This window comes from Bradyrhizobium sp. McL0615, from assembly GCF_049993905.1.
Taxonomy (GTDB): Bacteria; Pseudomonadota; Alphaproteobacteria; order Rhizobiales; family Xanthobacteraceae; genus Bradyrhizobium.
The window spans coordinates 6,601,893-6,622,556 of record NZ_CP188254.1; the positions used below are offsets into that span (position 1 = coordinate 6,601,893).

The 20,664-nt window shown below is 63.6% G+C and carries 18 protein-coding genes; 5 read left to right on the forward strand and 13 right to left on the reverse strand.

What is annotated here, in order from left to right; translation table 11 throughout:
* Positions 1 to 151 precede the first annotated feature (151 nt).
* Complete coding sequence (locus ACPPVP_RS31960; protein ID WP_426527574.1) at positions 152 to 1,699, forward strand: caspase family protein; 1,548 nt, start codon at positions 152 to 154, stop codon at positions 1,697 to 1,699.
* A 72-nt stretch (positions 1,700 to 1,771) separates the two neighbouring features.
* Here ACPPVP_RS31960 and ACPPVP_RS31965 read toward each other — a convergent pair whose 3' ends face one another.
* From ACPPVP_RS31965 to thiD, 4 genes are all read right to left on the reverse strand, one after another.
* Positions 1,772 to 2,761 (reverse strand): threonine ammonia-lyase, encoded by a 990-nt coding sequence (locus ACPPVP_RS31965; RefSeq protein ID WP_426527575.1) that lies wholly within the window; start codon positions 2,759 to 2,761, stop codon positions 1,772 to 1,774.
* 53 nt (positions 2,762 to 2,814) lie between these two features.
* Positions 2,815 to 3,873 carry a glycosyltransferase family 4 protein gene (locus ACPPVP_RS31970; protein ID WP_426527576.1) on the reverse strand — a complete coding sequence of 353 codons (1,059 nt, stop codon included), beginning with the start codon at positions 3,871 to 3,873 and terminating at the stop codon, positions 2,815 to 2,817.
* Positions 3,870 to 4,682: a UDP-2,3-diacylglucosamine diphosphatase gene (locus ACPPVP_RS31975; RefSeq protein WP_426527577.1), complete on the reverse strand. Its 813-nt coding sequence runs from the start codon at positions 4,680 to 4,682 to the stop codon at positions 3,870 to 3,872. The genes ACPPVP_RS31970 and ACPPVP_RS31975 overlap by 4 nt, the downstream gene beginning before the upstream one ends.
* Positions 4,683 to 4,961: 279 nt before the next feature.
* Positions 4,962 to 5,762 (reverse strand): bifunctional hydroxymethylpyrimidine kinase/phosphomethylpyrimidine kinase, encoded by an 801-nt coding sequence (gene thiD / locus ACPPVP_RS31980; RefSeq protein WP_426527578.1) that lies wholly within the window; start codon positions 5,760 to 5,762, stop codon positions 4,962 to 4,964.
* A gap of 131 nt (positions 5,763 to 5,893) precedes the next feature.
* Between thiD and ACPPVP_RS31985 the strand changes: the two genes are divergently transcribed.
* Both ACPPVP_RS31985 and ACPPVP_RS31990 read left to right on the forward strand, forming a co-directional pair.
* Positions 5,894 to 6,139: an Lrp/AsnC ligand binding domain-containing protein gene (locus tag ACPPVP_RS31985; RefSeq protein ID WP_029583462.1), complete on the forward strand. Its 246-nt coding sequence runs from the start codon at positions 5,894 to 5,896 to the stop codon at positions 6,137 to 6,139.
* Between the two features lie 105 nt (positions 6,140 to 6,244).
* On the forward strand, positions 6,245 to 7,282 hold the full coding sequence (locus ACPPVP_RS31990) for an Ldh family oxidoreductase (protein ID WP_426527579.1): 1,038 nt from the start codon (positions 6,245 to 6,247) through the stop codon (positions 7,280 to 7,282).
* A gap of 33 nt (positions 7,283 to 7,315) precedes the next feature.
* Here the strand turns inward: ACPPVP_RS31990 and ACPPVP_RS31995 are convergent, their stop codons facing one another.
* Together ACPPVP_RS31995 and ACPPVP_RS32000 are read right to left on the reverse strand one after the other, a co-directional pair.
* On the reverse strand, positions 7,316 to 7,678 hold the full coding sequence (locus ACPPVP_RS31995; protein ID WP_426527580.1) for a DUF6665 family protein: 363 nt from the start codon (positions 7,676 to 7,678) through the stop codon (positions 7,316 to 7,318).
* A 145-nt stretch (positions 7,679 to 7,823) separates the two neighbouring features.
* On the reverse strand, positions 7,824 to 9,017 hold the full coding sequence (locus tag ACPPVP_RS32000; RefSeq protein ID WP_426527581.1) for a lanthionine synthetase C family protein: 1,194 nt from the start codon (positions 9,015 to 9,017) through the stop codon (positions 7,824 to 7,826).
* A 529-nt stretch (positions 9,018 to 9,546) separates the two neighbouring features.
* On the opposite strand from ACPPVP_RS32000, the gene ACPPVP_RS32005 reads away from it, so the two are divergent.
* Positions 9,547 to 10,368, forward strand: a complete 822-nt coding sequence (locus tag ACPPVP_RS32005) for a J domain-containing protein (protein WP_426527582.1) — start codon at positions 9,547 to 9,549, stop codon at positions 10,366 to 10,368.
* Between the two features lie 21 nt (positions 10,369 to 10,389).
* Here the strand turns inward: ACPPVP_RS32005 and ACPPVP_RS32010 are convergent, their stop codons facing one another.
* Positions 10,390 to 11,325 carry a c-type cytochrome gene (locus tag ACPPVP_RS32010; RefSeq protein ID WP_426527583.1) on the reverse strand — a complete coding sequence of 312 codons (936 nt, stop codon included), beginning with the start codon at positions 11,323 to 11,325 and terminating at the stop codon, positions 10,390 to 10,392.
* A gap of 154 nt (positions 11,326 to 11,479) precedes the next feature.
* Between ACPPVP_RS32010 and ACPPVP_RS32015 the strand changes: the two genes are divergently transcribed.
* Entirely contained in the window at positions 11,480 to 11,902 is a 423-nt protein-coding gene (locus ACPPVP_RS32015) for a CHRD domain-containing protein (RefSeq protein WP_426527584.1), read from the forward strand.
* 87 nt (positions 11,903 to 11,989) lie between these two features.
* Here the strand turns inward: ACPPVP_RS32015 and ACPPVP_RS32020 are convergent, their stop codons facing one another.
* From ACPPVP_RS32020 to ACPPVP_RS32045, 6 genes are all read right to left on the reverse strand, one after another.
* Entirely contained in the window at positions 11,990 to 12,439 is a 450-nt protein-coding gene (locus tag ACPPVP_RS32020) for a c-type cytochrome (protein ID WP_426527585.1), read from the reverse strand.
* 104 nt (positions 12,440 to 12,543) lie between these two features.
* Positions 12,544 to 14,853 carry a xanthine dehydrogenase family protein molybdopterin-binding subunit gene (locus tag ACPPVP_RS32025; protein WP_426527586.1) on the reverse strand — a complete coding sequence of 770 codons (2,310 nt, stop codon included), beginning with the start codon at positions 14,851 to 14,853 and terminating at the stop codon, positions 12,544 to 12,546.
* Between the two features lie 448 nt (positions 14,854 to 15,301).
* Entirely contained in the window at positions 15,302 to 16,846 is a 1,545-nt protein-coding gene (gene murJ, locus ACPPVP_RS32030; protein WP_426527587.1) for a murein biosynthesis integral membrane protein MurJ, read from the reverse strand.
* 36 nt (positions 16,847 to 16,882) lie between these two features.
* Positions 16,883 to 18,034, reverse strand: coding sequence for a DegT/DnrJ/EryC1/StrS family aminotransferase (locus ACPPVP_RS32035; protein ID WP_426527588.1), 1,152 nt, complete (start codon positions 18,032 to 18,034; stop codon positions 16,883 to 16,885).
* A 30-nt stretch (positions 18,035 to 18,064) separates the two neighbouring features.
* Entirely contained in the window at positions 18,065 to 19,081 is a 1,017-nt protein-coding gene (locus tag ACPPVP_RS32040) for a Gfo/Idh/MocA family oxidoreductase (RefSeq protein WP_426527589.1), read from the reverse strand.
* A gap of 167 nt (positions 19,082 to 19,248) precedes the next feature.
* Positions 19,249 to 20,661, reverse strand: coding sequence for a mannose-1-phosphate guanylyltransferase/mannose-6-phosphate isomerase (locus ACPPVP_RS32045; protein ID WP_426527590.1), 1,413 nt, complete (start codon positions 20,659 to 20,661; stop codon positions 19,249 to 19,251).
* Positions 20,662 to 20,664: the final 3 nt, after the last annotated feature.

The window sequence follows — 20,664 nt, forward strand, 5'->3', positions numbered from 1 at the left end:
CAGCCTGAGATTGTCAGCCGTTTCGTGCGGCGGCAAGCGTGGAAGCGCCTCCTACTACAACCGTGATCACCGTCACGTACCGCCCCTGCCGATGCTGTCTAGCGTCCCCAGAGTAAATCTCGCCACAAGATTTCATTTGAGGAATGCTGCCATGTCCCGTTTCAAGTCAACGCTATTGCGCGCCGGTCTCCTGGCAAGCCTGTTGAGCTTCGGTGCCGGCGCAGCTTTTGCCGAAGCCCCCAACGCAGATATCCGCAACGGCGTGCAAACGCCGCCGCCGGTAGACCAGCGCATGGCGCTGGTGATCGGCAATGCAAATTATCAGACCGCGCCGAAGCTCGCCAATCCCGGCAATGACGCGCAATCGATGTCGCAACTGCTGAACTCGGCGGGCTTCGAAGTAACCCAGGCCACCGACCTGACACGCAAAGACATGGTCAGGGTCGTGCAGGACTTTACCGCCAAGGTCGCCGAGCGCGGCCCAGGCACCGTCGCCATGATCTACTATGCCGGTCACGGCGTGCAGATCGAGGGCGAGAACTATCTGCTTCCGGTCGATGCCAAAATCTCGTCGCCATACGATCTCGACGGCAATTCGCTGCGGCTGGTCGACCTGATGGGCACGCTGGACTCCATTTCAAGCCGGATGCGCATCGTCGTGCTCGACGCTTGCCGCAACAATCCGTTCCCGGAGGTCAGCGACGCCGGGCGGGGCCTGGCCATCGTGGACGCGCCGAACGGCTCGATCGTCGGCTACTCCACCGCACCGGGCATGGAAGCGGCGGATGGCGACGGCAACCACAGTCCGTATACGTCTGCGTTCCTCGATATCGCACGCGAGCCGAACCTGCCGATCGAGCAATTGTTCAAGCGCGTCCGGCTCGAAGTGAACCACGCGACAAGGGGCCGCCAGACGCCGTGGGAAAGTTCGTCGCTGACCTCCGATTTCTATTTCTTCGGCGATACGGCGGTTGCCGCAGGCCGTGAGCCGGATCGCCGCCCGATCCTGCAGATGGCGGCGAACCTGCCCTCGCGGTCGGTGCGGCAGGCTTACGACTATGTGGTGTCCGAAGGCTCGCCCGAATATTATGAGGAGTTCATCCGGCTCTATCCGAACGACCCGCTGTGCGACGAGATCCGCGTGCTGCACTATAATCTGAAGGTCGCAAAGGCGTGGCACAAGGCCGTGCTCGCGAACTCGCCGTTCGCCTACAAGACGTTCCACGAGAATTATTCCAACAGCCTCTACGCGCCCGCCGCGCTGAAGCTGTACGGTGCGCCGAAGGCCGTTCCGCTGATGCAGTTCACGCATCTGGCGAAACAGTCGCCATCGTACAAGCATGGCGGCCTGCCGGGACACTCGTTCGCCCACAACCACAACGGAGGCGCAACCGGTCTGATCCAGCAGATGCCGTCCCTATCGAAGCAAGGCCATGGCAACATGGGCATGCAGACCGGCAAGAACAGCCACGGCCCCTTCAATGCCGGCAAGTTCTCGAAAATGCCGGGCAGGTTCAACAACAGCCCGGTGCGGACCGGCAACAGGCACATGTTCAACAACGGCCCGCGTCATTTCGGCGGCGGGATGGGCGGACGCTTCAGCCAGCGCTTTTCCTCTGGCCCGTCGCGCATGTCATTTGCCCGCGGCTCGTTCGGCGGCGGCCGTTCATTCGGCGGCGGCTTTGGACGGCGTCACTGACCTGAGAGCCAGGTGTCAATGCAAAACCGGGCAGAGCGAACGCTCTGCCCGGCTCCGTTTGAGACGGGATGATCAGGCGACCAGCTTGGCGAACAGGTCCGCGTCGACATTGCCGCCAGAGAGCACGATGACGACGTTCTTGCCCTTGACGTCGATGCGGCCGGCCAGCAGTGCGGCGAGACCGACGGCGCCGCCGGGCTCGACTACCAGCTTCAATTCCCGATAGGCATAGGCGACCGCCGCGCCGACTTCCTCGTCGGAAGCGATCACGCCATTCGCCAGCAGCTTGCTGTTGATCGAGAAGGTAAGCTCTCCCGGCATCGCCGCCATCAGCGCGTCGCAGATGGTGCGGCCGGCGGCATGATGGGCCTCGCGGTGGCCTGCGCGCAGCGACAGGCCGTGATCGTCATAGTCCTTGGGCTCGGCGACGATGATCTGCGCCTGCGGAAACTTTGCCTTCACCGCCGTCGCAACGCCGGCGATCAGCCCGCCGCCCGATGCCGGCGCCACCACGATATCAGGGACGAGCCCGAGCGCCGCCATATCCTCGGCGATCTCGCGGCCTGCGGTGCCCTGGCCGGCGATCACGAAGGGATCGTCATAGGGGCGCACCAGCGTCGCGCCGCGCTTCGCAGCAATGCCGTTGGCGATGGCTTCGCGGTCTTCCTTGTCGCGGTCGTAGAGCACCACCTCGGCGCCGTAGCCCTTGGTGCGCTCGCGCTTGGTGATGGGCGAGTCCGCAGGCATCACAATGGTGGCCTGCATGTGCAGGATCTGCGCCGCCGCCGCCACGCCCTGGGCATGGTTGCCGGACGAGAACGCGACCACCCCGCCGCTACGCTTGTCCTGCGGAATCGAGGCCAGCTTGTTGAAGGCGCCGCGGAACTTGAACGATCCGGTCCGCTGCAGCATTTCGGGCTTCAGAAAGACCTTGGTCCCGACCCGTTCATTGAGAACGGGGAATGACAACAGCGGCGTTCGCACTGCAAAGGGCGCGACCACCTTAGCGGCGGCCTCGATATCGGCCGCGCCAATGGGTGGATTTTGGATGGGTTCTAGCATCCGCAATTTGTATCGCGGTTGCGGACGGGCGAGCAAGACGCATTCCGGTGATATCAGGCAACGAAATGCGGCTTATCGGCCACAAATTCCGCCACCTCGCCTTCCGGTTCGACTGGGCGAAGATTCAGGGCGTGCTCGACAAAAACCCGTGCGGAGGCCGGCCAGCTGTAGCCGGCGGCGAATTCGACGCAATCTTGCCGAGAAACCTGCAGCGCCTCCAGGCATGCCTTGCCCAAATCCTCGTCCAGGACGCCGACCGGCGCCGAGCCGATCACGTCGCGCGGACCGGTAACCGGAAAGGCGGCAACCGGCAGGCCGCTGGCCAGTGCTTCCAGCAGCACAAGGCCAAACGTGTCGGTCTTGCTGGGAAATACGAAAATATCGGAAGCCGCATAGATTTCGGCCAGTTCCTCGCCGTGCCTTGCGCCCAGGAACACCGCATCAGGATATTTCCGCTCCAGCGCCGCGCGGGCCGGCCCGTCGCCGACGACGAGCTTGGTGCCGGGCAGATCGAGGTCGAGGAAGGCCTCGAGATTCTTTTCGACCGCGACGCGCCCGACGCAGAGGAACACCGGCATCGGCAGGCAGAGGTCGGTGCTGCGCGGATGAAACAGCGAGGTATCGACGCCACGCGACCACAGCACCACGTTGCGAAAACCGCGCATGCGCAGCTCAGTCGCCAGCGCCGGCGTGGCCGCCATCACCGCCTGGCTCGGCCGATGGAAGGCGCGCAGCGCCCGCCACACCCAGGATTCCGGAATCGGCGAACGCGCCGAGACATATTCGGGGAAACGGGTGTGAAAGCTCGTGGTGAACGGCAGGCCGCGCTTGCGGCAGTAGCGCCGCACCAACAGCCCAATCGGGCCCTCGGTCGCGATATGAATGCTGTCGGGCTTTGCCGCATCGATCAGTTTTGCGATTTTTGCCGGGTACGGCAGCGCGAGCCGCAGATCGGGATAGCTCGGCATCGCAAAAGTACGAAACGATTGCGGTGTCAGGAAACTCACCTCGACACCAAAACCCCTGGCCGCCTCCGCCATCGCGGTCAGCGTTCGCACCACCCCGTTGACCTGGGGATGCCACGCATCGGTCGCGACCAGGATATGCGTCATGCGGCGCGCGCCGCGACGCGGGGAACCGGGGCTGCCGTTCGCAGTGGATCGGTCCAGGTGATGATCTCGAAGCTTCCGTCCTCGTGCTCGGCTAGCGCCGTGCAGCTTTCCACCCAGTCGCCGCAATTCATGTAGCGGATGCCGTGCTCGTCGCGGATCGTGGCGTAGTGGATGTGGCCGCAGATCACGCCGTCGGCGCCGTGCCGCCGCGCCTCGCCGGCCAGCGTCTTTTCGAACGCGCCGATATAGTTCACGGCGTTCTTGACCTTCAGCTTCGCCCATTGCGACAGCGACCAATAAGGCACGCCGAACATGCGCCGGAAGAAGTTGACCAGCCGGTTCATCTGGATGGCGAAGTCATAGGCTTTGTCGCCGAGATGGGCGAGCCAGCGGGCGTTCTGCACCACGAGATCGAAGATGTCGCCGTGGATGACGAGATAGCGCTTGCCGTCGGCGCCTTCGTGAATGGTGTTTTCCACTACGTCGATGCCGCCGAAATGCGTGCCGTAATAATTGCGCAGGAACTCGTCGTGATTGCCCGGCACATAGATGACCTTGGCGCCTTTTCGCGCCTTGCGCAGCATCTTCTGCACGAAATCGTTGTGCGATTGCGGCCAATACCAGCTCGACTTCAGCGCCCAGCCATCGACGATGTCGCCGACAAGGTAGATCGTGTCGGCGTCATGGGTTTTGAGAAAGTCGAGCAATCGGTCGGCTTGCGAGCCGCGGGCTCCGAGATGGACGTCGGAGATAAACAAGGTGCGAAAACGCCGTTCCGGGCTGTCTTCACTCAAGGAGTCACTACCCATACCTGTCCCCTGACAGATTTCTGTGACAGGGCGATGACTAGTTCACGCGACCCATAGCCCCACGAGAATCAGTGTCGCGCCCCGTGGTTTGCGGATAGCAGCGCGATGCGACAGGCAGGCGACATGAGAACGGCAACATCGCAGCGTCATCCCGTGAACGCACACGGAACCACCGGCGCCAACTGTCCTGAAATGGTTAACACCGCCGCTCGCTTCAACTGATCAGCCGCGGTGCATGTGTTCTTGCGTCCGAGCGCCAGGCAGCTAGGGCGAAGAGCCTCAATAAAACCTGTGGAAATGATGGATCGGGCCGTGGCCGTGGCCAACGCTGAAACGGTCCGCGTCCGCAATCGCCGCGCTGACCCAGGCCTTGGCGTTGCGCACGGCGGTTTCCATGCCCTCGCCCTTCGCCAGTCCCGCGGCAATCGCCGACGAGAGCGAGCAGCCGGTGCCGTGGGTATTTCTTGTGGCGACGCGTGGCGCGGCGAGTGCGGTGACGCCAGAAGAATCGACCAGATAGTCGATGCTCTCGGCGCTCTCGCCGTGACCGCCCTTGATCAGCACCGTCTTGCAACCCAGGGCCAGCAATCGCCTGCCCTGCCTCTCGACCGCGGCTTCGTCCGCCGCCACAGCTTCGTCGAGCAGCGCCGCGGCTTCCGGCAAATTGGGGGTGATCACCGACGCCAGCGGGATGAGTTTTGTGCGCAGCGCGTCGACGGCCTCAGTCGCGAGCAGCCGGTCGCCCGAGGTTGCGACCATCACGGGATCGAGCACGATATGCTTCGGCGACCAGCGCATCAACCCCGCGACGATGGCGTCGATGACCGGCGGATGCGCCACCATGCCGATCTTGACCGCGCCCACCGCCAGATCGGAAAACACGGCGTCGATCTGCGCGGTCACGAACTCGGCCGGCACCTGATGAATGCCGCTGACGCCCTGGGTGTTCTGTGCAGTCAGTGCGGTGATCACGGAGGCGCCGTAGACGCCAAGTGCGGCAAACGTCTTCAAGTCGGCCTGGATGCCCGCTCCCCCTGAGGAATCCGAGCCGGCGATGGTCAGCGCAATCGGCGTCGTCATCAAAAGTCTCGTCAAAATGCCGGGTTGAGAGCCACGGCTTGTCCTAGCGCGCCCCGCTATTGGCGGCAAGCTGGCTTGCCATTGTCAGCGGTTTTTGGCCTATTGGGCCAACATTTTTGGAGACGACAGCGATGGTTCCCTTCTTCGTCCAGTTCAAATGCAAGCTCGGCCAGTCCTACGCCGTCGCCAATGCGCTCGCTGAGGCCGAGATCGCCTCGGAGATCTATTCGACCGCCGGCGATTACGATCTGCTGGTCAAATTCTACGTCGACAACGACACCGACATCGGCCATTTCGTGAACGAGAAGGTGCAGGTGATTCCGGGTATCCAGGACACCCACACCATCATCACCTTCAAGGCGTTCGGCACGGGCTAGCACCGGCCGTCCCGCCAACGCCGTCGACTTCGCCCGGCGCGCGGCCACGCCCGCGGGCCTCTGGGAGCACCCGTTCTGTCCGAGACATCAGTACCTTTTGGCCGGTTGAAGGCCTTCATTGAGCAAGCGCTTATCGCGGTGGGTTTGCCGGACGCCGGCGCTGCAACGGTCGCGGAGCTCATGGCGGCGGCCGATCTGCAGGGATCGGACGGGCACGGCGTCAGCCGGTTGCCGCAATATGTCAGGCGCATCAAAGCGGGCGGCTTCAACGTTCGGCCGAACATCCATGTCATGCACGAGCATGCCGGCACGGCCGTCCTGAACGGCGACAACGGCATGGGCCACCTCGTTATGAAACGCGCCGCCGAAATGGCCATCGAAAAGGCGCGCACCACCGGCATCGGCTGGGTCAACTCGCAGTTCTCAAACCATGCCGGCCCGGCTTCGCTCTACGCCACGATGCCGCTCGCCCATGACATGATCGGGCTCTACTTCGCGGTCGGCAACGCCAACCATCTTCCGCCCTGGGGCGGCCTCGACATGCTGCTGTCGACCAATCCGATCGCAGCCGCCATTCCGGCCGGCGACGAAAACCCGATCGTGCTCGACATGGCGACGACGGTCGCCGCCTACGGCAAGGTGAAAACCAAGGCGTTACGGGGCGAGACCATGCCGGAAGGCTGGATGATCGATCGCAAAGGCAAGCCGCTGACCGATCCGAAACGCGCCGACGAAGGCATGCTGCTGCCGCTCGGCGGCATGGAGGCCGGCTACAAGGGCTACGGCCTTGCGATGATCATCGGCCTGCTCGCAGGCACACTCGGCGGCGCCGCGATGGGCCGCGACGTCATCGACTTCAATCACGACGACGACAGCGTCACCAACACCGGGCAGGCGATCGCCGCGATCAACATCGCAGCGTTCGGCGACGTCGCCATCTTCAAGCGAAGCGTCGATGGGCTGGTGCGCGATTTCCGCAATAGCCAGCGCATGCCGGGCGTGGAACGCATCTGGGTGCCGGGCGAACGCAGCCATGAAACGCGCCTCAGGCGAACGAGCCTTGGCATTCCCGTCGCGTCCGCGCTGCTGCGCGGACTGGACCAGGTCGCCGACGAACTGGGAATACCGAGGCTGACGAATTAGAGCGTCGCGGCGATCCGCAGCGAAGGGCTGCTTTCAGAACATCGGCGGCAGCGCTACCTCAGCTCCCACGGTCTTCGTCGGTTGGATGCTCGGCCTGGCCAATGGCCCCATGCGGGCAAGCACCTCGTTCGGCACCCCGTAGACCTGTATCACGTGGTCGATTTTTCTGAGACCGCAGGCCTCGCGCTGCACGACGAAGAGCCAGAGTGCATATCCCGCCTGCTCGACCAGACCATCGCGGATTTTTCGATCGGAATGGGTCGTCCGCGGACATGTGGCCAGTGCCGTCAGCGCGGCCTCCAGCCGCCGTCCAAGCCGCCCGAGCGCCGACGCCCTCTCTTCGGCAATCTCGTAGGCGAGCGTTGCGTATCCGGATTGAAGTAGATCCAACGCCATATGGGCGCGCTCCAAAACGTGGCCTGCCAACAATCTTATTGGCCGGCAGGAGGCTGTTCAAGGGCTGGAGGGCGGATTAGCCGAAGGCGTCATCCGCTCTTTTGCGGTGGCTCGGACTACGCCCCGACATGTCGCCGTGTCCGGATCAGAACACGTCGATCGTCGGGAAACGAGGCTCCTCGGTGATGCAGTCCCAAAGGTAAATCGCAAGGCCGACATCGCCGGTCCAAAGCGAATACCGTCCACGGCCAACGGCCATCTGAGCGCCGCGATACTGGACGATGGCCGTCATGGCGAATTGGCGCGCGCGGTTGAGCCAGACCGGGTCGTTCGTGCGGCGGTAGAGTTTCAGGAATGCGTAGCCATTCCCACCGGTACCGTGGCAAAGGTTCGAGCCCTTGGTCAGCGGTCCGGCGGCCCAAGTGAAGCGGCCGGCATCCACAAGAAGGGCGTCAAATTCAGGCGTCGCGAACGGCGCATCCGCAAAGGTCGTCACCATTCCGGGCGCGCCGTGACAGTGCTGACAATAGGCGGGTGGCTTCGCGCGCTTGCTTCTCGCGGCCCAGTTTGTCCCAATTTCAGACCGCCACGCATTCGCTGCGAGGGTCTCCGGCACAAATTCGGCCACCTGCGCCTGCTGCGCCAGCGTCAACCAATCCCACCCGCGCAACAACGGGATGACGTTGCCAGCAAACCCGTGAACGGGCCCCAGCCAACGGTCGTTCTCGCCATAGAGATCTTGTGTCCAGAGCCGACCTTGCTGCGTGTCCTCGAGAGCACCCAACAGCCGGGCCGCCTGCGCTTCGAACAGACCGCACCATCGCGTTTCCCCTGTCATCTCGGCCATGTGGATTGCGGCCAGCATGGATCCCGGCATGCCCCACATCAGCTCCCGGATCGGCAGTCCCATATTTGCTTCTGCGCGCATATGCACAAGATCAGCCAGGCTCGATGTGGGTGCGAGACGCATGGCGAGCAGCGCCGCACCCATGTCGCCCTTGAGCAGCGAGCCATGCTTCCCGTAATCGGTAGGCGAATTGTTTTCGAAGGTGTCGATCGTCCGCTCCAGCAGCCGGGGCAGAACAGGCCGAAAGTCTTCAGCAACGCGGACAGCACCAATTCGATGCAAATAATCCAGCGCCCAAATGACACCGGCCGCGCCCGTGTAGAAACTGGGATTACCGTCTCCCACGCCGTCGTCGCTTGGATGACCCAGCCAGAACGTGTCGGGATCGAAATGGGCGATGGCATCGGCCGCAATTTCTTCGATCACCGCCCGGACCGCCGATTCATTCCAGACGTCGTGTGCAAGCGCGCGGTGACGACCGAGGGCAACCATGCCTGAGGGCCTCCTGAGCGCGATCCATCTGTTCTTTAGACGAGGGAAGCAAGGATCGCACGGTTGAACGCAACGTATCCAAAAGCGCTAGGCGCGGCAAACCACAGCAGCATTCGGCGTCACGGCAGGCGCATCGCATCCATCTCGCCGCGAGGTAGAATTTGGTCGCTGTCGGAGGCATCGCGGAATCTGGCAGCCGCACATCCGGCAGATTTATGGAGTCGCCGCCCCCACGCCCGACTGTGACCTGTCGAGACAGGCCCCCAAAGTCCTCCTCCCCGTCATTCAGAACGACGGCTCCTTCAGGGCTGCCGACCGGCTGTGATAGAGGCCGCAGGGCTGGCCGCCTGCCGCCGCCTATGAAGCTGTCACACGGCCGGTATACATTAACCATCCCTGCGGATTTGCATGCTTTTGCCATAAGAGCATCATTTTACCGCCTAGATATCTTTGATTATCTAGGGCGTCGTCAATCGGAGGGCTCCGCGGCGGGGGACGTTCCGAGGGGGAAATAGTCGCGAGTACCACCATGGGGACGCTGTACGATTTGCTCGGGGCGCTTCCGAGCGATGATGCCGAGGGCTTGCGGACCGCATTCCGCAAGGCCGCGAAGGCGACTCATCCCGATGTCAATCCCGACAATCCCGATGCTGCGCTGCGGTTCAGGGAGCTGATGCGCGCCTATGACATCCTGACCGATGCCGAGCAGCGCGAGACCTACGATGAACTGCTCGCCATTGCGCTTCAGCCGGAGCCGGCCACGAAGGCCGTGCGTACCTACGAGGTTATCGGCAAGGTTGCTTCCAACACCATGGCGGCAACGGTCATTTCGGCGGTGCTAGTCGGCGGCTACGCCCTGTTCGGAATGTTTTCAAAACCACCAGGTGCTGCGGAAATCGCCGGCGACAGGATCGGCGGCGAAGCGCAGGTCGTCGCAGCGCTGCATCCTGACATCGCCGCTTCGAACGAAGCGCGCGTCCAGCGCGAGGAAGACGTATCAACCGTTGGCGCCGTCGGCACATCGGCGGTTGCGCCCACAGCGAAAGAGGCAAGCGCCGCTTCTATCGGCCGTTTCGAACCTGTCCCTGGATTCGTCTCGTACAATCTCGGGATCCAATATTATCCGCGCTTCGCAACCGCCAATTTCGACCGCGGCATCGTTCTGTATCGGGTCGGCGATCTCGACCGCCCGTTCGTCGCAGTCGCTCTACCGAGGCCTGCCACGGACTCGCGGCGGGCCAAGATCGCCGCGCCTGTGCCCGCTCTGCGCAAGCCGCTGGCGATCCTGCCGCCTGCGCCCCCTGCGCCGCCAGAGAGGCGAACGCCGATCACCGCCGCCTTGACGCCCTGATCGCGGGCGGCAACGCACCGGTCATGACTTCTCGGCGTCCTTTGCCTTCTTCGGCCGCGGCGGTCCCTCGACCGGCGGCAGCGACTTCAGATATTCCGCGATCGCGGCGCGATCCTCCGGCGACAATTGCGAGGTGTTCCTGATGACGCGCGCCATCGATCCGCCGGCGGTGTCACCATCAGGCGTTTGCCCGGTTTCGAGGAAGTAGGCGATATCCTTCGCGCTCCACTCGGCCAGTCTCTTCTGGGTGATGTTGGGCACCCAGCCCTCGCCCTCCGGATTGGGCCCGCCCGCGAAGCGTTGCGCCGCGACGATACCACCGAGGAAGTTGCGCGGGCTGTGGCACTCGGCGCAATGGCCGAGACCGTTGACGAGATACGCGCCGCGATTCCAGAACGCCGAATGCGAGGCGTCCGCCGTGTAAGGCTTGCCGTCCATGAACAGCCATTTCCAGACGCCGACATTGCGGCGGATATTGAATGGAAACGGCACGTCGTGATCGCGCGGCTTGCCGGCCACCGGCGCGAGCGTCTTCAGATAGGCAAAGAGATCGCGGACATCTTCGACGCTCGCATGCTGGTAGGACGCATAGGGAAAGGCCGGGAAATAATGCTGGCCGTCCGGCGAAGTCCCCGTGAGCAGCGCGGTGACGAAATCCGCTTCGCTCCACCGGCCAATGCCGTATGTCGGATCGGACGAGATGTTGGGAACGTAGAACGTCCCGAACGGCGACGGCATGGCAAGCCCGCCGCCCAGCTTCAGCCGATCGGGCTGGTTGGGAACGGCGTGGCAGGAGGAACAGCCACCGGCATTGAACGTTGTGATGCCGTTGGCGAGGTTCGGCGTACGGGGAGCGAGCGAAGCCGGCGCAACCACCGCCGGGACCGTCAGCCACCAGAAGATGCCGAGGCCGGCGGCGCCAGCCAGGATCAAGACAAGGAGAATTCGTCGCAGCATTCACCGATCCGTCATCAAGCGTCGCAACTCAATGATCAGTATGAACGTACTTTGCGCCACAGGCTTCCACGAAATTTCGAGGCGCCCCTCGGCGTTTCGGGAATAAATCCGGAAAGTCATTGTTTTGAGGCTGACGCCAACAGGGAGAACCACCATGTCGAACAAGACCATGCTCGTCACGTTTGCGCTGGGGGCAGCGATTGCTTTTGCAGGGCCCGCCTTTGCCGAAAAAATGAAGGCTGCGCTCGACGGCAAGGCCGAGGTGCCGCCCAACACCAGCGCGGCTACCGGTACTGCCGACATCGACTACGATCCCGCCAGCAAGAAGCTGAGCTGGAAGCTGAACTATTCCGGCCTGTCCGGCCCGGCCACCGCCGCGCATTTCCACGGCCCCGCCGAAGCCGGCAAGAATGCCGGCGTCGCGGTCGCGATTCCGAATGCGACATCGAGCCCGGTCGAGGGCAGCGCGACGTTGACCGATGCGCAGGCCGCGGACCTCGTGGCCGGCAAGTACTACGTCAACATTCACACCGCAGCCAATCCGGGTGGCGAAATCCGCGGTCAGGTGACCAAGTAGATCGCCGACTGACGGCCAACAAAAACAGGGCGGAGGCTTCGCGCACCCGCCCTGTTTCTGCGACTCCAATGATCAGCCGTTGTTGAGTTAGCCGTTCTTGAGGCGGAACGTCTCGTGGCAGCCCCCGCATTCCTTGCCGATGGCAGGCACCGTCGCCTTCAACGAATCGAGATCCTTGATCTTCGCCTTGGCTTCGGTCACGACCTTGGCGAAGCTCTCGATCTTGGCAGCGAAGCCGGCCTTGTCTTCCCAGATCTTCGGCGAAGAACTGTAATCGCCCTCGGGCTTCAGGCCCTTGGTGCTTTCCGGGAACATGGTCGGAAGCTTCTTGGCGGTGTCGCCGAGAACCTTGAGCGCCTCATTGACCGCCGCCTGGTCGTACGGCTTGTCACCCTTGACCATCGGTGTCAGCACGCCGCCGAGGGCCTTGCCGTTTCCCTTCATATCGGCCTGGGTCTGCTTGACCACATCCTGTTGAGCGATGCCTGCGCCAACGCTCAGCAGCAACGCTCCTGCGATCACCAACATTCGCTTCATTCGCTCGCCCCTTCTTAAGCTCAAAACACAGGCCCGCGACCGTCGCGAGCCTGCCTGTTTTGCCAACACCGCATCCGGCACATCATTCCGCATGCGACAAAATATCAGAGATTATGCTGTTTCTGTGCCTCGCGGATCGCGATCCAGACCCGCTCGGCCGTGGCCGGAATGTCGATGTGATCGATCTTGTATTCGCGCCACAGGCCCTCGACGATCGCATTGACCACCGCGGGGCAGGAACCGATCGCGCCCGCCTCGCCCGCGCCCTTGACGCCGAGCGGATTGGTCGTGCACGGCACGTTGTGCGTCTCGAAGTGGAATGACGGGCCGTCGGCCGCGCGCGGCATCGCGTAATCCATGAAGGTGCCGGTGACGAGCTGGCCGTCAGTAGAACTGTACACCGCCTGCTCCATCAAGGCCTGGCCGATCCCCTGCATCGCGCCGCCATGCACCTGGCCGGCGAGCAGCAGCGGATTGAGCGTCACGCCGAAATCGTCGACGATGACGTAGTTGACGATCTTGATGATGCCGGTAGCGGGATCGATCTCGACTTCGGCCAGATGCGTGCCGTTCGGATAGGTGCCGTCGGCCTGCGCGAAGGTCGCGCTCGCATTCAATTTCGAGGGATCGACGCCCGGGCGTTTCGCGAGATCCGCGAAGCTGATCGAGCGGTCGGTGCCGGCGATGCGCACGAGGCCATTGCTGATCTCGAGGTCGCCGGCGCTGGTCTCGAGCGCCTCGGCCGCGATCTCCTTCAGCTTGGCCCCGAGGTCGCGGGTCGCGCGCTCGACGCTGACGCCGCCGGTCGGGATCGACGCCGAGCCGCCGGTGCCGAGACCGGTGGCGATCTTGTCGGTATCGCCCTGCAGGACGTGGACGCGTTCCGGCGGCACACCGAACTGCTCGGCGACCAGTTGCGCGTAAGCCGTCTGGTGGCCCTGCCCGCTCGACTGGGTGCCGATCAGGATAGAGATGTCGCCATTGGGATCGAGCGCGACATTGGCGGTCTCCTCGCCCATGGTGCCGCACACCTCGACGTAGCTGGCGAGGCCAATGCCACGCACGAGGCCTGCCTTCTTCGCTAGCTTGGCGCGCTTCGGAAATTCCTTCCAGTTGGCGACTTCCATCGCGCGCTTCATGTGCGCGGTGAAGTCGCCGGAATCGTAGATCTTGCCGGTCGCGGTCTTGTAGGGCATCGCCTTCGGCGGAATGAAATTCTTGCGCCGGATCGCATCCGGCGTCATGCCGAGCTTGCGGGCCGCCGCGTCGACCAGCCGTTCGATCACGTACGCCGCTTCAGGACGGCCGGCGCCGCGATAGGCATCCACCGGCACGGTGTTGGTGAACACGGTGCGGACGCGGCAGTGGAAGGCCTGGATATCGTAGAGCCCAGGCAGCATGCCGGCGCCGCCATGCGGAATGTAGGGCCCGAAGGTCGAGAGATAGGCGCCCATGTCGCCCATCAGGTCGACGTCCATCCCTAAGAACTTGCCGTCCTCGGCCAGCGCCATCTTCGCGGTGGTGACGTTGTCGCGGCCCTGCGCGTCGCCCATGAAGTGATCGGAGCGGTCGGCGGTCCACTTGATGGTCTTGCGCAGCTTTTTCGCGGCCACCGAAATCAGCGCGTATTCGCGATACGGAAACAGTTTTGTGCCGAAGCCGCCGCCGACGTCGGGGCAGATCACCCGCATCTTCTCCATCGGCATCTTCAGCACCATGCCGCACAGGATTTCGCGTAAGCGATGGCTGCCCTGGCTTCCGATGGTCAGCGTCAGATGATCGCGCTTGGCGTCGTATTCGGCCACCGCTGCGCGCGTTTCCATGAAGTTGGTGATGACGCGTGGGTTGACGATCGTTACTTCGGCGACCGCATGCGCTTTCGCAAAGGCGGCGTCGGTCGCTTTCTTGTCGCCGATCGGCACATCGAACAGCACGTTGCCGGGCTTGTCGGCCCAGACCAGCGGCGCACCCGGCTTGACGGCGTTGGCAAGGCCTGCCACCGCCGGCAGCGGCGTCCATTTGACGTCGATCGCCTCCATCGCGTCGCGGGCCTGGTCGATAGTATCGGCGACCACGAAGGCGACGGCGTCGCCGACATGGCGCACCTCGTCCTTGGCGAGGATCGGGTATGGCGGGCCGGTGAAAGGATCGGTTTCCAGGTTGAACAGGCACGGCAGATCGCCGAGATCGCCGACCTCGGCCGCAGTCAGAATCAGCGATACGCCCGGCATCCCGCGGGCCTTGGCGACGTTGATGGTGAATTTGGCATGCGCATGCGGTGAGCGCAGCATCAGCGCGTGCAGCGCAGGCTGTGGCGAATGGTCGTCGGTATAGCGGCCCTTGCCGCGAATGAGCGCGTCATCTTCCTTGCGAAGAACGCTTTGACCGACGCCGAATTTGATGGGAGCTGCCATCGTATCTCCAATTGTCAGGGAGCACGATGACGCCTCTTGGAACCGTCATCCGCCCCATCTTTTTTTTGTTTGAGCATGGCCCTTTCGGAAAACCGGTACCCACTTTTCCGGGTCATACTCTAGAAGCGTTCCATATTGCAGTGGTTCGCGCCCCAGCGCAAACCGCTTTCGGCCGGCCAGCCCGGGTGCCCGCGCAGCCGAATCACCTGCGGACAGCAACTCTTTTCGCGCCTGCACAACAAAAGAGCCCCGGACGATGCCGGGGCTTTTGATTTTACGGGAGGCAGATAACGCCGAAATCAATACTTCGCGATCACCGGACCGCCGAAGGCGTAGTTCAGACCGACGCGCATCAGGTGGTCGTGGAAACGCGTGTCCACATTCGCAGCATTCGTGGCGAGCGGCGCGAGCCGGCGCGGAAAGAGTCGAAATCCATAGAGATATTTACTTACAATGGCTTAGGGGTTCGATCGCGCACCAACGTGAATATCCACCCCCTGCCAAACAGCAGCAGGATCAAGGCCCCGTACACAAAGGCACCGGCCGCGATCAGCAGCAGCAGCGCGGTCTCGTCCCGGAAGGTGTGCATTTGCGCGAAGTAGAAGCTGGCGAATCGCGCGGTGGCCCAAAGTGCGGCGGCCAGCAGGACACCCGCCGCCGCGAACTTGGCGAGCGAGGTGATCCAGGCGCGGTCGAGTTCGAGGTAACCTGCCCGCACCGCGAAGAACAGCACCAGTAGCAGATTGACCCAGGCCCCGATGGCGGTGGCGAGCGCCAGGCCGATTTGCGCCAGCGCGCCCATCAACGCGACCTTCAGCGCCACATTGACGGCAACGCCGGTCAGCGCCGCCTTGACCGGCGTCGCGGTGTCGTGGCGGGCGTAGAAGGTCGCGACCGCGCTGCGGATGGTCACGAACGGAATCAGGCCTATCGCGTAAGCGGCCAGCGTGGCGCCCGCGGCTGCGGCGTCTGCCTTCGAGAACGCGCCGCGCGCAAACATCGCGCGCATGATGACGTCAGGCACGGTCAGGAAGGCGGCGACGAACGGCACCGAAAACAATAGCGAGAATTCGAACGCGCGGCGCTGCGCGGCTGACGCACCAGTGACATCGTTCGCGGTGAGCCGCCGCGACATTTCCGGCAGCAGCACGGTGCCGATCGCGATCCCGATCACGCCGATCGGCAACTGGTTGAGACGGTCGGCGTAATACAGCGCCGAAAGCGCGCCCGCCGGCAGAAAGGTCGCGATGATGGTGTCGGCGAACAACGCGATCTGCGTTCCCATCGAGCCGATTGTTGCAGGCCCCAGCGCCCGAAAGAACTTGCGCACGTCTTCATCGAACTTGAGCGGCGCGAATTTCGGCAGGATGCCGCTTCTTGCCGCATCGCCGGCCAGCAGCAGGAATTCAAGGACCCCGGCAAGCAGGACGCCCCATGCGGCGGCGTAGCCCGCGCCTGGAAAGAACGCGGCCAGCGCCAGCGTCGCCATCATCGACAGATTGAGAAAAATCGGCGCGGCGGCGGCACTTGCGAACCGATGCATCACGTTGAGCATGCCGCCGTACAGCGTCACCAGGGTGATCAGCAGCAGATACGGAAACGTGATCCGTGTCAGCGAAATCGCCAGTTCACCCCGCGCCGGGTCGTCCTTGAACCCCGGCGCGAGAATGGCGATCACTTCCGGCATGAACCACCAGGCCACGAGAAGCAGAATTACCTGAGCGGCAAACAGCAGCGTGAAGATGCGGTCGGCGAACAGTTTTGCCGACGCTTCGCTCTTGCCGTGCAGATGCGCATAGGCCGGCACGAAGGCGGCGTTGAAGGCGCCCTCGGCAAAGATCGCGCGAAAATGGTTGGGCAGCCGCAGCGCCACGAAAAACGCGTCCGCGACGGGTCCGGCGCCGAGAATCGCGGCGAGCATGATGTCGCGCGCGAATCCGGTCAGCCGCGAGAGCAGCGTGTAACCGCCAACAGTGAAGATGCGTCCGAGCATGCGCCGCTTCTAGCGCATATTAGCCAGACGGGGAAATCAGGAAGAGAGCGCGCCGCGCACCGCCGCGATGACGCGATCCTGCGCCGCCTCGTCGAGATAGGCGTGAATCGGCAGGCTGATGACATCGTCCGAGAGCTTTTCGCTCACCGGCAGTCCGCCGTCCGCCACCGGGAACGCCTTGTACGCGGTCTGCTGATGCATCGATTTGGTATAATAGACCATCGTCGGAATCCCCTGCGCCTTCAGCGCCGCCGCAAAACCGTCGCGATCGGTCCCCTCGGGCAGGCGGATGGTGTACTGCGCCCAGATCGAGGTGCATCCGGAAGCCAATTGCGGCACCGTCACGAAATTGCCGAGGCCGCGCGCATAGCGCTCCGCCACGCGGTTGCGGGCGGCGATCTCGTCCTCGAAAATCTTCAGCTTCTCGATCAGGACCGCCGCCTGCATGGTATCGAGGCGGCCGGTCAGGCCGAGGCGCACATTGTCGTATTTATCGGAACCCTGGCCGTGCACGCGGATGCTGCGCAGGGTCTCGGCGAGTTCGTCATCATCGGTAAAGATGGCGCCGCCATCGCCGAAGCAGCCGAGCGGTTTGGTGGGGAAGAAGCTGGTCGCGGTCGCAAGTCCCAATGAGCCGATCCGGCGGCCCTTGTAGCTCGCGCCAAAACCCTGGGCGGCGTCATCGAGCACGAACAGGCCTTCGGCCTGCGCGACCTCGGCGATCGCATCGTGGTCGGCGCTTTGGCCGAACAGGTCGACGGGGATCACGGCGCGAGGCTTCAGACCGCGCTGCTTCGCCGTCGCGATACCGCGCCGGAGCGAGGCGGCATCCATGTTGTAGGTTGCGGCGTCGACATCGACAAACACCGGCGTCGCACCGGTCAACGCCACCGCTTCGCCGGTCGCACAGAACGTGAAGGATGGACACAGGACGGCGTCGCCTGGGCAGACTTCCCTGGCCATCAACACCATCAGAAGCGCGTCGGTGCCGCTCGCGCAGCTCACGACATGCCTGGCGCCGCAGAAATCCGCCAGGGCCTTTTCCAGCACGGCCACTTCCGGACCGTTGATGAAGAGGCAATGGCCGGTCACGCGCGAGATCGCCTCATCGATCGATGTGCCGAGCCGCCGGCGCTGCGAGCCGAGATCATAGAAGGGAACGGGTTCTGGACGCATGTGCTGGTTCATGGAGCCTTGCTTGGATCGGAATTTGAGAGTTCAGCCGGCGATGCGGCGCGGTCCCTTGCGCGCGGCGGAGGCCGCGGGCTTGGCGGGCTGCTCGAGGCAGCGGATCGCGATTTCGAGGCTGGCGACACCCTCATCGCCGGAAACCGCAGGCACATTGCCGGTGCGGACGGCATCGAGGAATGCGATCAGCTCGGCGCGCAGCGGTTCGTCATGGCCGACCGGCAGATGCCGCATCGAATAGCTGCCGTCGGGCTTGAAGCCGAAACACTCGGTCACCTGGCGCGTCAACAGATCGCCCATCACATATTTGCCGCGGGTCGCGACCGTGACGCTACGCGCCTTGAACGGCGTCAGCCAGTTGGTGTTGATGTGGGCGAGCACGCCCGAGGCGGTGCGGAACTGCAGCAGCGCGATGTCTTCGCGCTCGGCGACCGCGCTGGAAAGCTGCGGCTGCACCTCGACGATGTCGGATTCGGTGAACCAGCGGATCAGGTCGATATCGTGCACGGCCAGATCGATCACCACGCCGACATTGGACATCCGCGGCGGAAACGGTCCGACGCGGGTGATGCCGATCGAAAGAATATCCTCGCCCGAGATCGCCTGCTTGATGGCGGCGACCGCCGGATTGAAACGCTCGACGTGGCCGACCATCAGCGTCACGCCGGCACTGCGCGCCGCGTTGACGATGTCCTGCCCCTCCTCCACCGTCGAGGCGACCGGCTTCTCGACCAGGATGTGGATGTTGCGGGTGATGCAGGCGAGCGAGATCTCGTGATGCAGATGGGTCGGCGCCGCGATGGTGATGGCGTCGACGCCCTCCTCGAACAGCTCCTCAAGCTCGGCAAACGCGCGGCAGCCGACCAGCGCGGTGGCGCGCGCGCGGTGCTCCGGCAACGGATCGACGATGCCGACCAACGTCACCCCGGGCAGACCGGCCAGCACGCGGGCATGGTTGCTGCCCATCACGCCCGCGCCGACCACGCCGACGCGCAAGCTGCTCACGGCATCGGCCTTCGCGTCAGATGCGGACCCTTTGGAACTCATGATTTGTCGACCCCAAAAGCAGACTTCGAGCGGATTGTACGCCGGTAACGTCCCCGGCGGTTCCTCTAGCACGCCGTCACAGGCGTGGCGAACGCGATCGACCGTTTTTAGACACGTTTTGATTCAAACGATTACAGCCGCCGGGGACGGTAAAACTACTGTTCGCTCTAACTGCGCTTGTAGTCGTCCTCGATGCGAATGATGTCGTCCTCGCCGAAATAGCTGCCGGTCTGGACCTCGATCAGTTCGAGCTGGATCTTGCCAGGATTCTCCAGCCGGTGCACCGCGCCGATCGGGATGTAAACCGATTCATTCTCATGCACGGTCTTGACCAGTTCGTTGACGGTAACCTGCGCCGTTCCGCGCACCACGATCCAATGCTCGGAACGATGGTGGTGCTTCTGCAGCGAGAGCCGCCCGCCCGGCTTGACGATGATGCGCTTGACCTGGTGACGATCGCCATTGTCGACCGACTGATAGGATCCCCAGGGACGGTGCACCCTGATGTGATCTTCCGTCACCTGCGGCGCTACCGTCTTCAGTTTCGCCACCAGCCGCTTCAGCCCGTTCGCATCTTTCTGCCGGCTCACCAGGACGGCGTCCTGGGTTGCGACCACCACGAGATCGTCGACACCTTCCAGCGCGACCAGCGCGCGGTCGGTCGATACGTTGCAGTTGCGGGAATCCTCGAACACCGCAGCCCCCCGCGCCGCGTTGCCGTCGCCGTCCTTGCTGGACAATTCCCACACCGCATGCCAGGAGCCGACATCGGACCAGCCGCATGCGACCGGCACGACTGCGGCGCGCGAGGTCTTTTCCATCACGGCGTAATCGATCGAGATCGACTTCGCCGATCCGAACGCGGCCTCGTCGAGCTTGACGAATCCGAGATCGGTGCCCGCCTTCGTCACGGCATCGCTCACGGCCTGGACGCTTTCCGCATCGACCTTGCGATATTCATCCGTCAGCACGGCGGCGCGGAACATGAAGTTGCCGCTGTTCCAGAGATAGCCGGCCTCGACATAGTCAGCAGCCGTTGCCGGATCCGGCTTTTCGACGAACTTCGCAACCGCGCGGACCTTGCCGGAAATAACCTCGCCGGGATTGATGTAGCCATATTCGGTGGCGGCGCGTTCGGGCTGCACGCCGAACGTCACGATGTGCCCTGCTTCCGCGGCAGCCAGTCCCTCGCGGCAGGCGGCGAGGAAAGCCGGCGTGTCGCTCACCACGTGATCGGCGGCCAGCGCCAGCACGATCGCATCCTTGTCGCGCGCCTCTGCGAAGGCGGCGCCGGCTGCGATCGCAGGCCCGGAATCGCGCCGCATCGGCTCGAGCAGCACGTCGGCCTCGCGTCCGATCTCCGCCAGTTGCTCCAGCACCATGAAGCGATAGGCGTTGTTGGTGATGATGACGGGCCGTTCGAACAGATCAGCATCGGAAACCCGCAACAGCGTATCCTGGAACGTCGAGCGCGCCCCGAACAGGGACAGGAACTGCTTCGGGTGAACCTCGCGCGAGGCCGGCCACAGCCGCGTTCCGGCGCCGCCGCACATGATCAGGGGAATAATTCGTCGGTTCATCAA

Excerpts from the sequence above, each read along its gene's own strand:
- ACPPVP_RS31960 (WP_426527574.1), top strand. The coding sequence starts at position 152 with ATGTCCCGTTTCAAGTCAACGCTATTGCGCGCCGGTCTCCTGGCAAGC.
- ACPPVP_RS31965 (WP_426527575.1), bottom strand. The coding sequence starts at position 2,761 with ATGCTAGAACCCATCCAAAATCCACCCATTGGCGCGGCCGATATCGAG.
- ACPPVP_RS31970 (WP_426527576.1), bottom strand. The coding sequence starts at position 3,873 with ATGACGCATATCCTGGTCGCGACCGATGCGTGGCATCCCCAGGTCAAC.
- ACPPVP_RS31975 (WP_426527577.1), bottom strand. The coding sequence starts at position 4,682 with ATGGGTAGTGACTCCTTGAGTGAAGACAGCCCGGAACGGCGTTTTCGC.
- thiD (WP_426527578.1), bottom strand. The coding sequence starts at position 5,762 with ATGACGACGCCGATTGCGCTGACCATCGCCGGCTCGGATTCCTCAGGG.
- ACPPVP_RS31985 (WP_029583462.1), top strand. The coding sequence starts at position 5,894 with ATGGTTCCCTTCTTCGTCCAGTTCAAATGCAAGCTCGGCCAGTCCTAC.
- ACPPVP_RS31995 (WP_426527580.1), bottom strand. The coding sequence starts at position 7,678 with ATGGCGTTGGATCTACTTCAATCCGGATACGCAACGCTCGCCTACGAG.
- ACPPVP_RS32000 (WP_426527581.1), bottom strand. The coding sequence starts at position 9,017 with ATGGTTGCCCTCGGTCGTCACCGCGCGCTTGCACACGACGTCTGGAAT.
- ACPPVP_RS32005 (WP_426527582.1), top strand. The coding sequence starts at position 9,547 with ATGGGGACGCTGTACGATTTGCTCGGGGCGCTTCCGAGCGATGATGCC.
- ACPPVP_RS32010 (WP_426527583.1), bottom strand. The coding sequence starts at position 11,325 with ATGCTGCGACGAATTCTCCTTGTCTTGATCCTGGCTGGCGCCGCCGGC.
- ACPPVP_RS32015 (WP_426527584.1), top strand. The coding sequence starts at position 11,480 with ATGTCGAACAAGACCATGCTCGTCACGTTTGCGCTGGGGGCAGCGATT.
- ACPPVP_RS32020 (WP_426527585.1), bottom strand. The coding sequence starts at position 12,439 with ATGAAGCGAATGTTGGTGATCGCAGGAGCGTTGCTGCTGAGCGTTGGC.
- ACPPVP_RS32025 (WP_426527586.1), bottom strand. The coding sequence starts at position 14,853 with ATGGCAGCTCCCATCAAATTCGGCGTCGGTCAAAGCGTTCTTCGCAAG.
- murJ (WP_426527587.1), bottom strand. The coding sequence starts at position 16,846 with ATGCTCGGACGCATCTTCACTGTTGGCGGTTACACGCTGCTCTCGCGG.
- ACPPVP_RS32035 (WP_426527588.1), bottom strand. The coding sequence starts at position 18,034 with ATGAACCAGCACATGCGTCCAGAACCCGTTCCCTTCTATGATCTCGGC.
- ACPPVP_RS32040 (WP_426527589.1), bottom strand. The coding sequence starts at position 19,081 with ATGAGTTCCAAAGGGTCCGCATCTGACGCGAAGGCCGATGCCGTGAGC.
- ACPPVP_RS32045 (WP_426527590.1), bottom strand. The coding sequence starts at position 20,661 with ATGAACCGACGAATTATTCCCCTGATCATGTGCGGCGGCGCCGGAACG.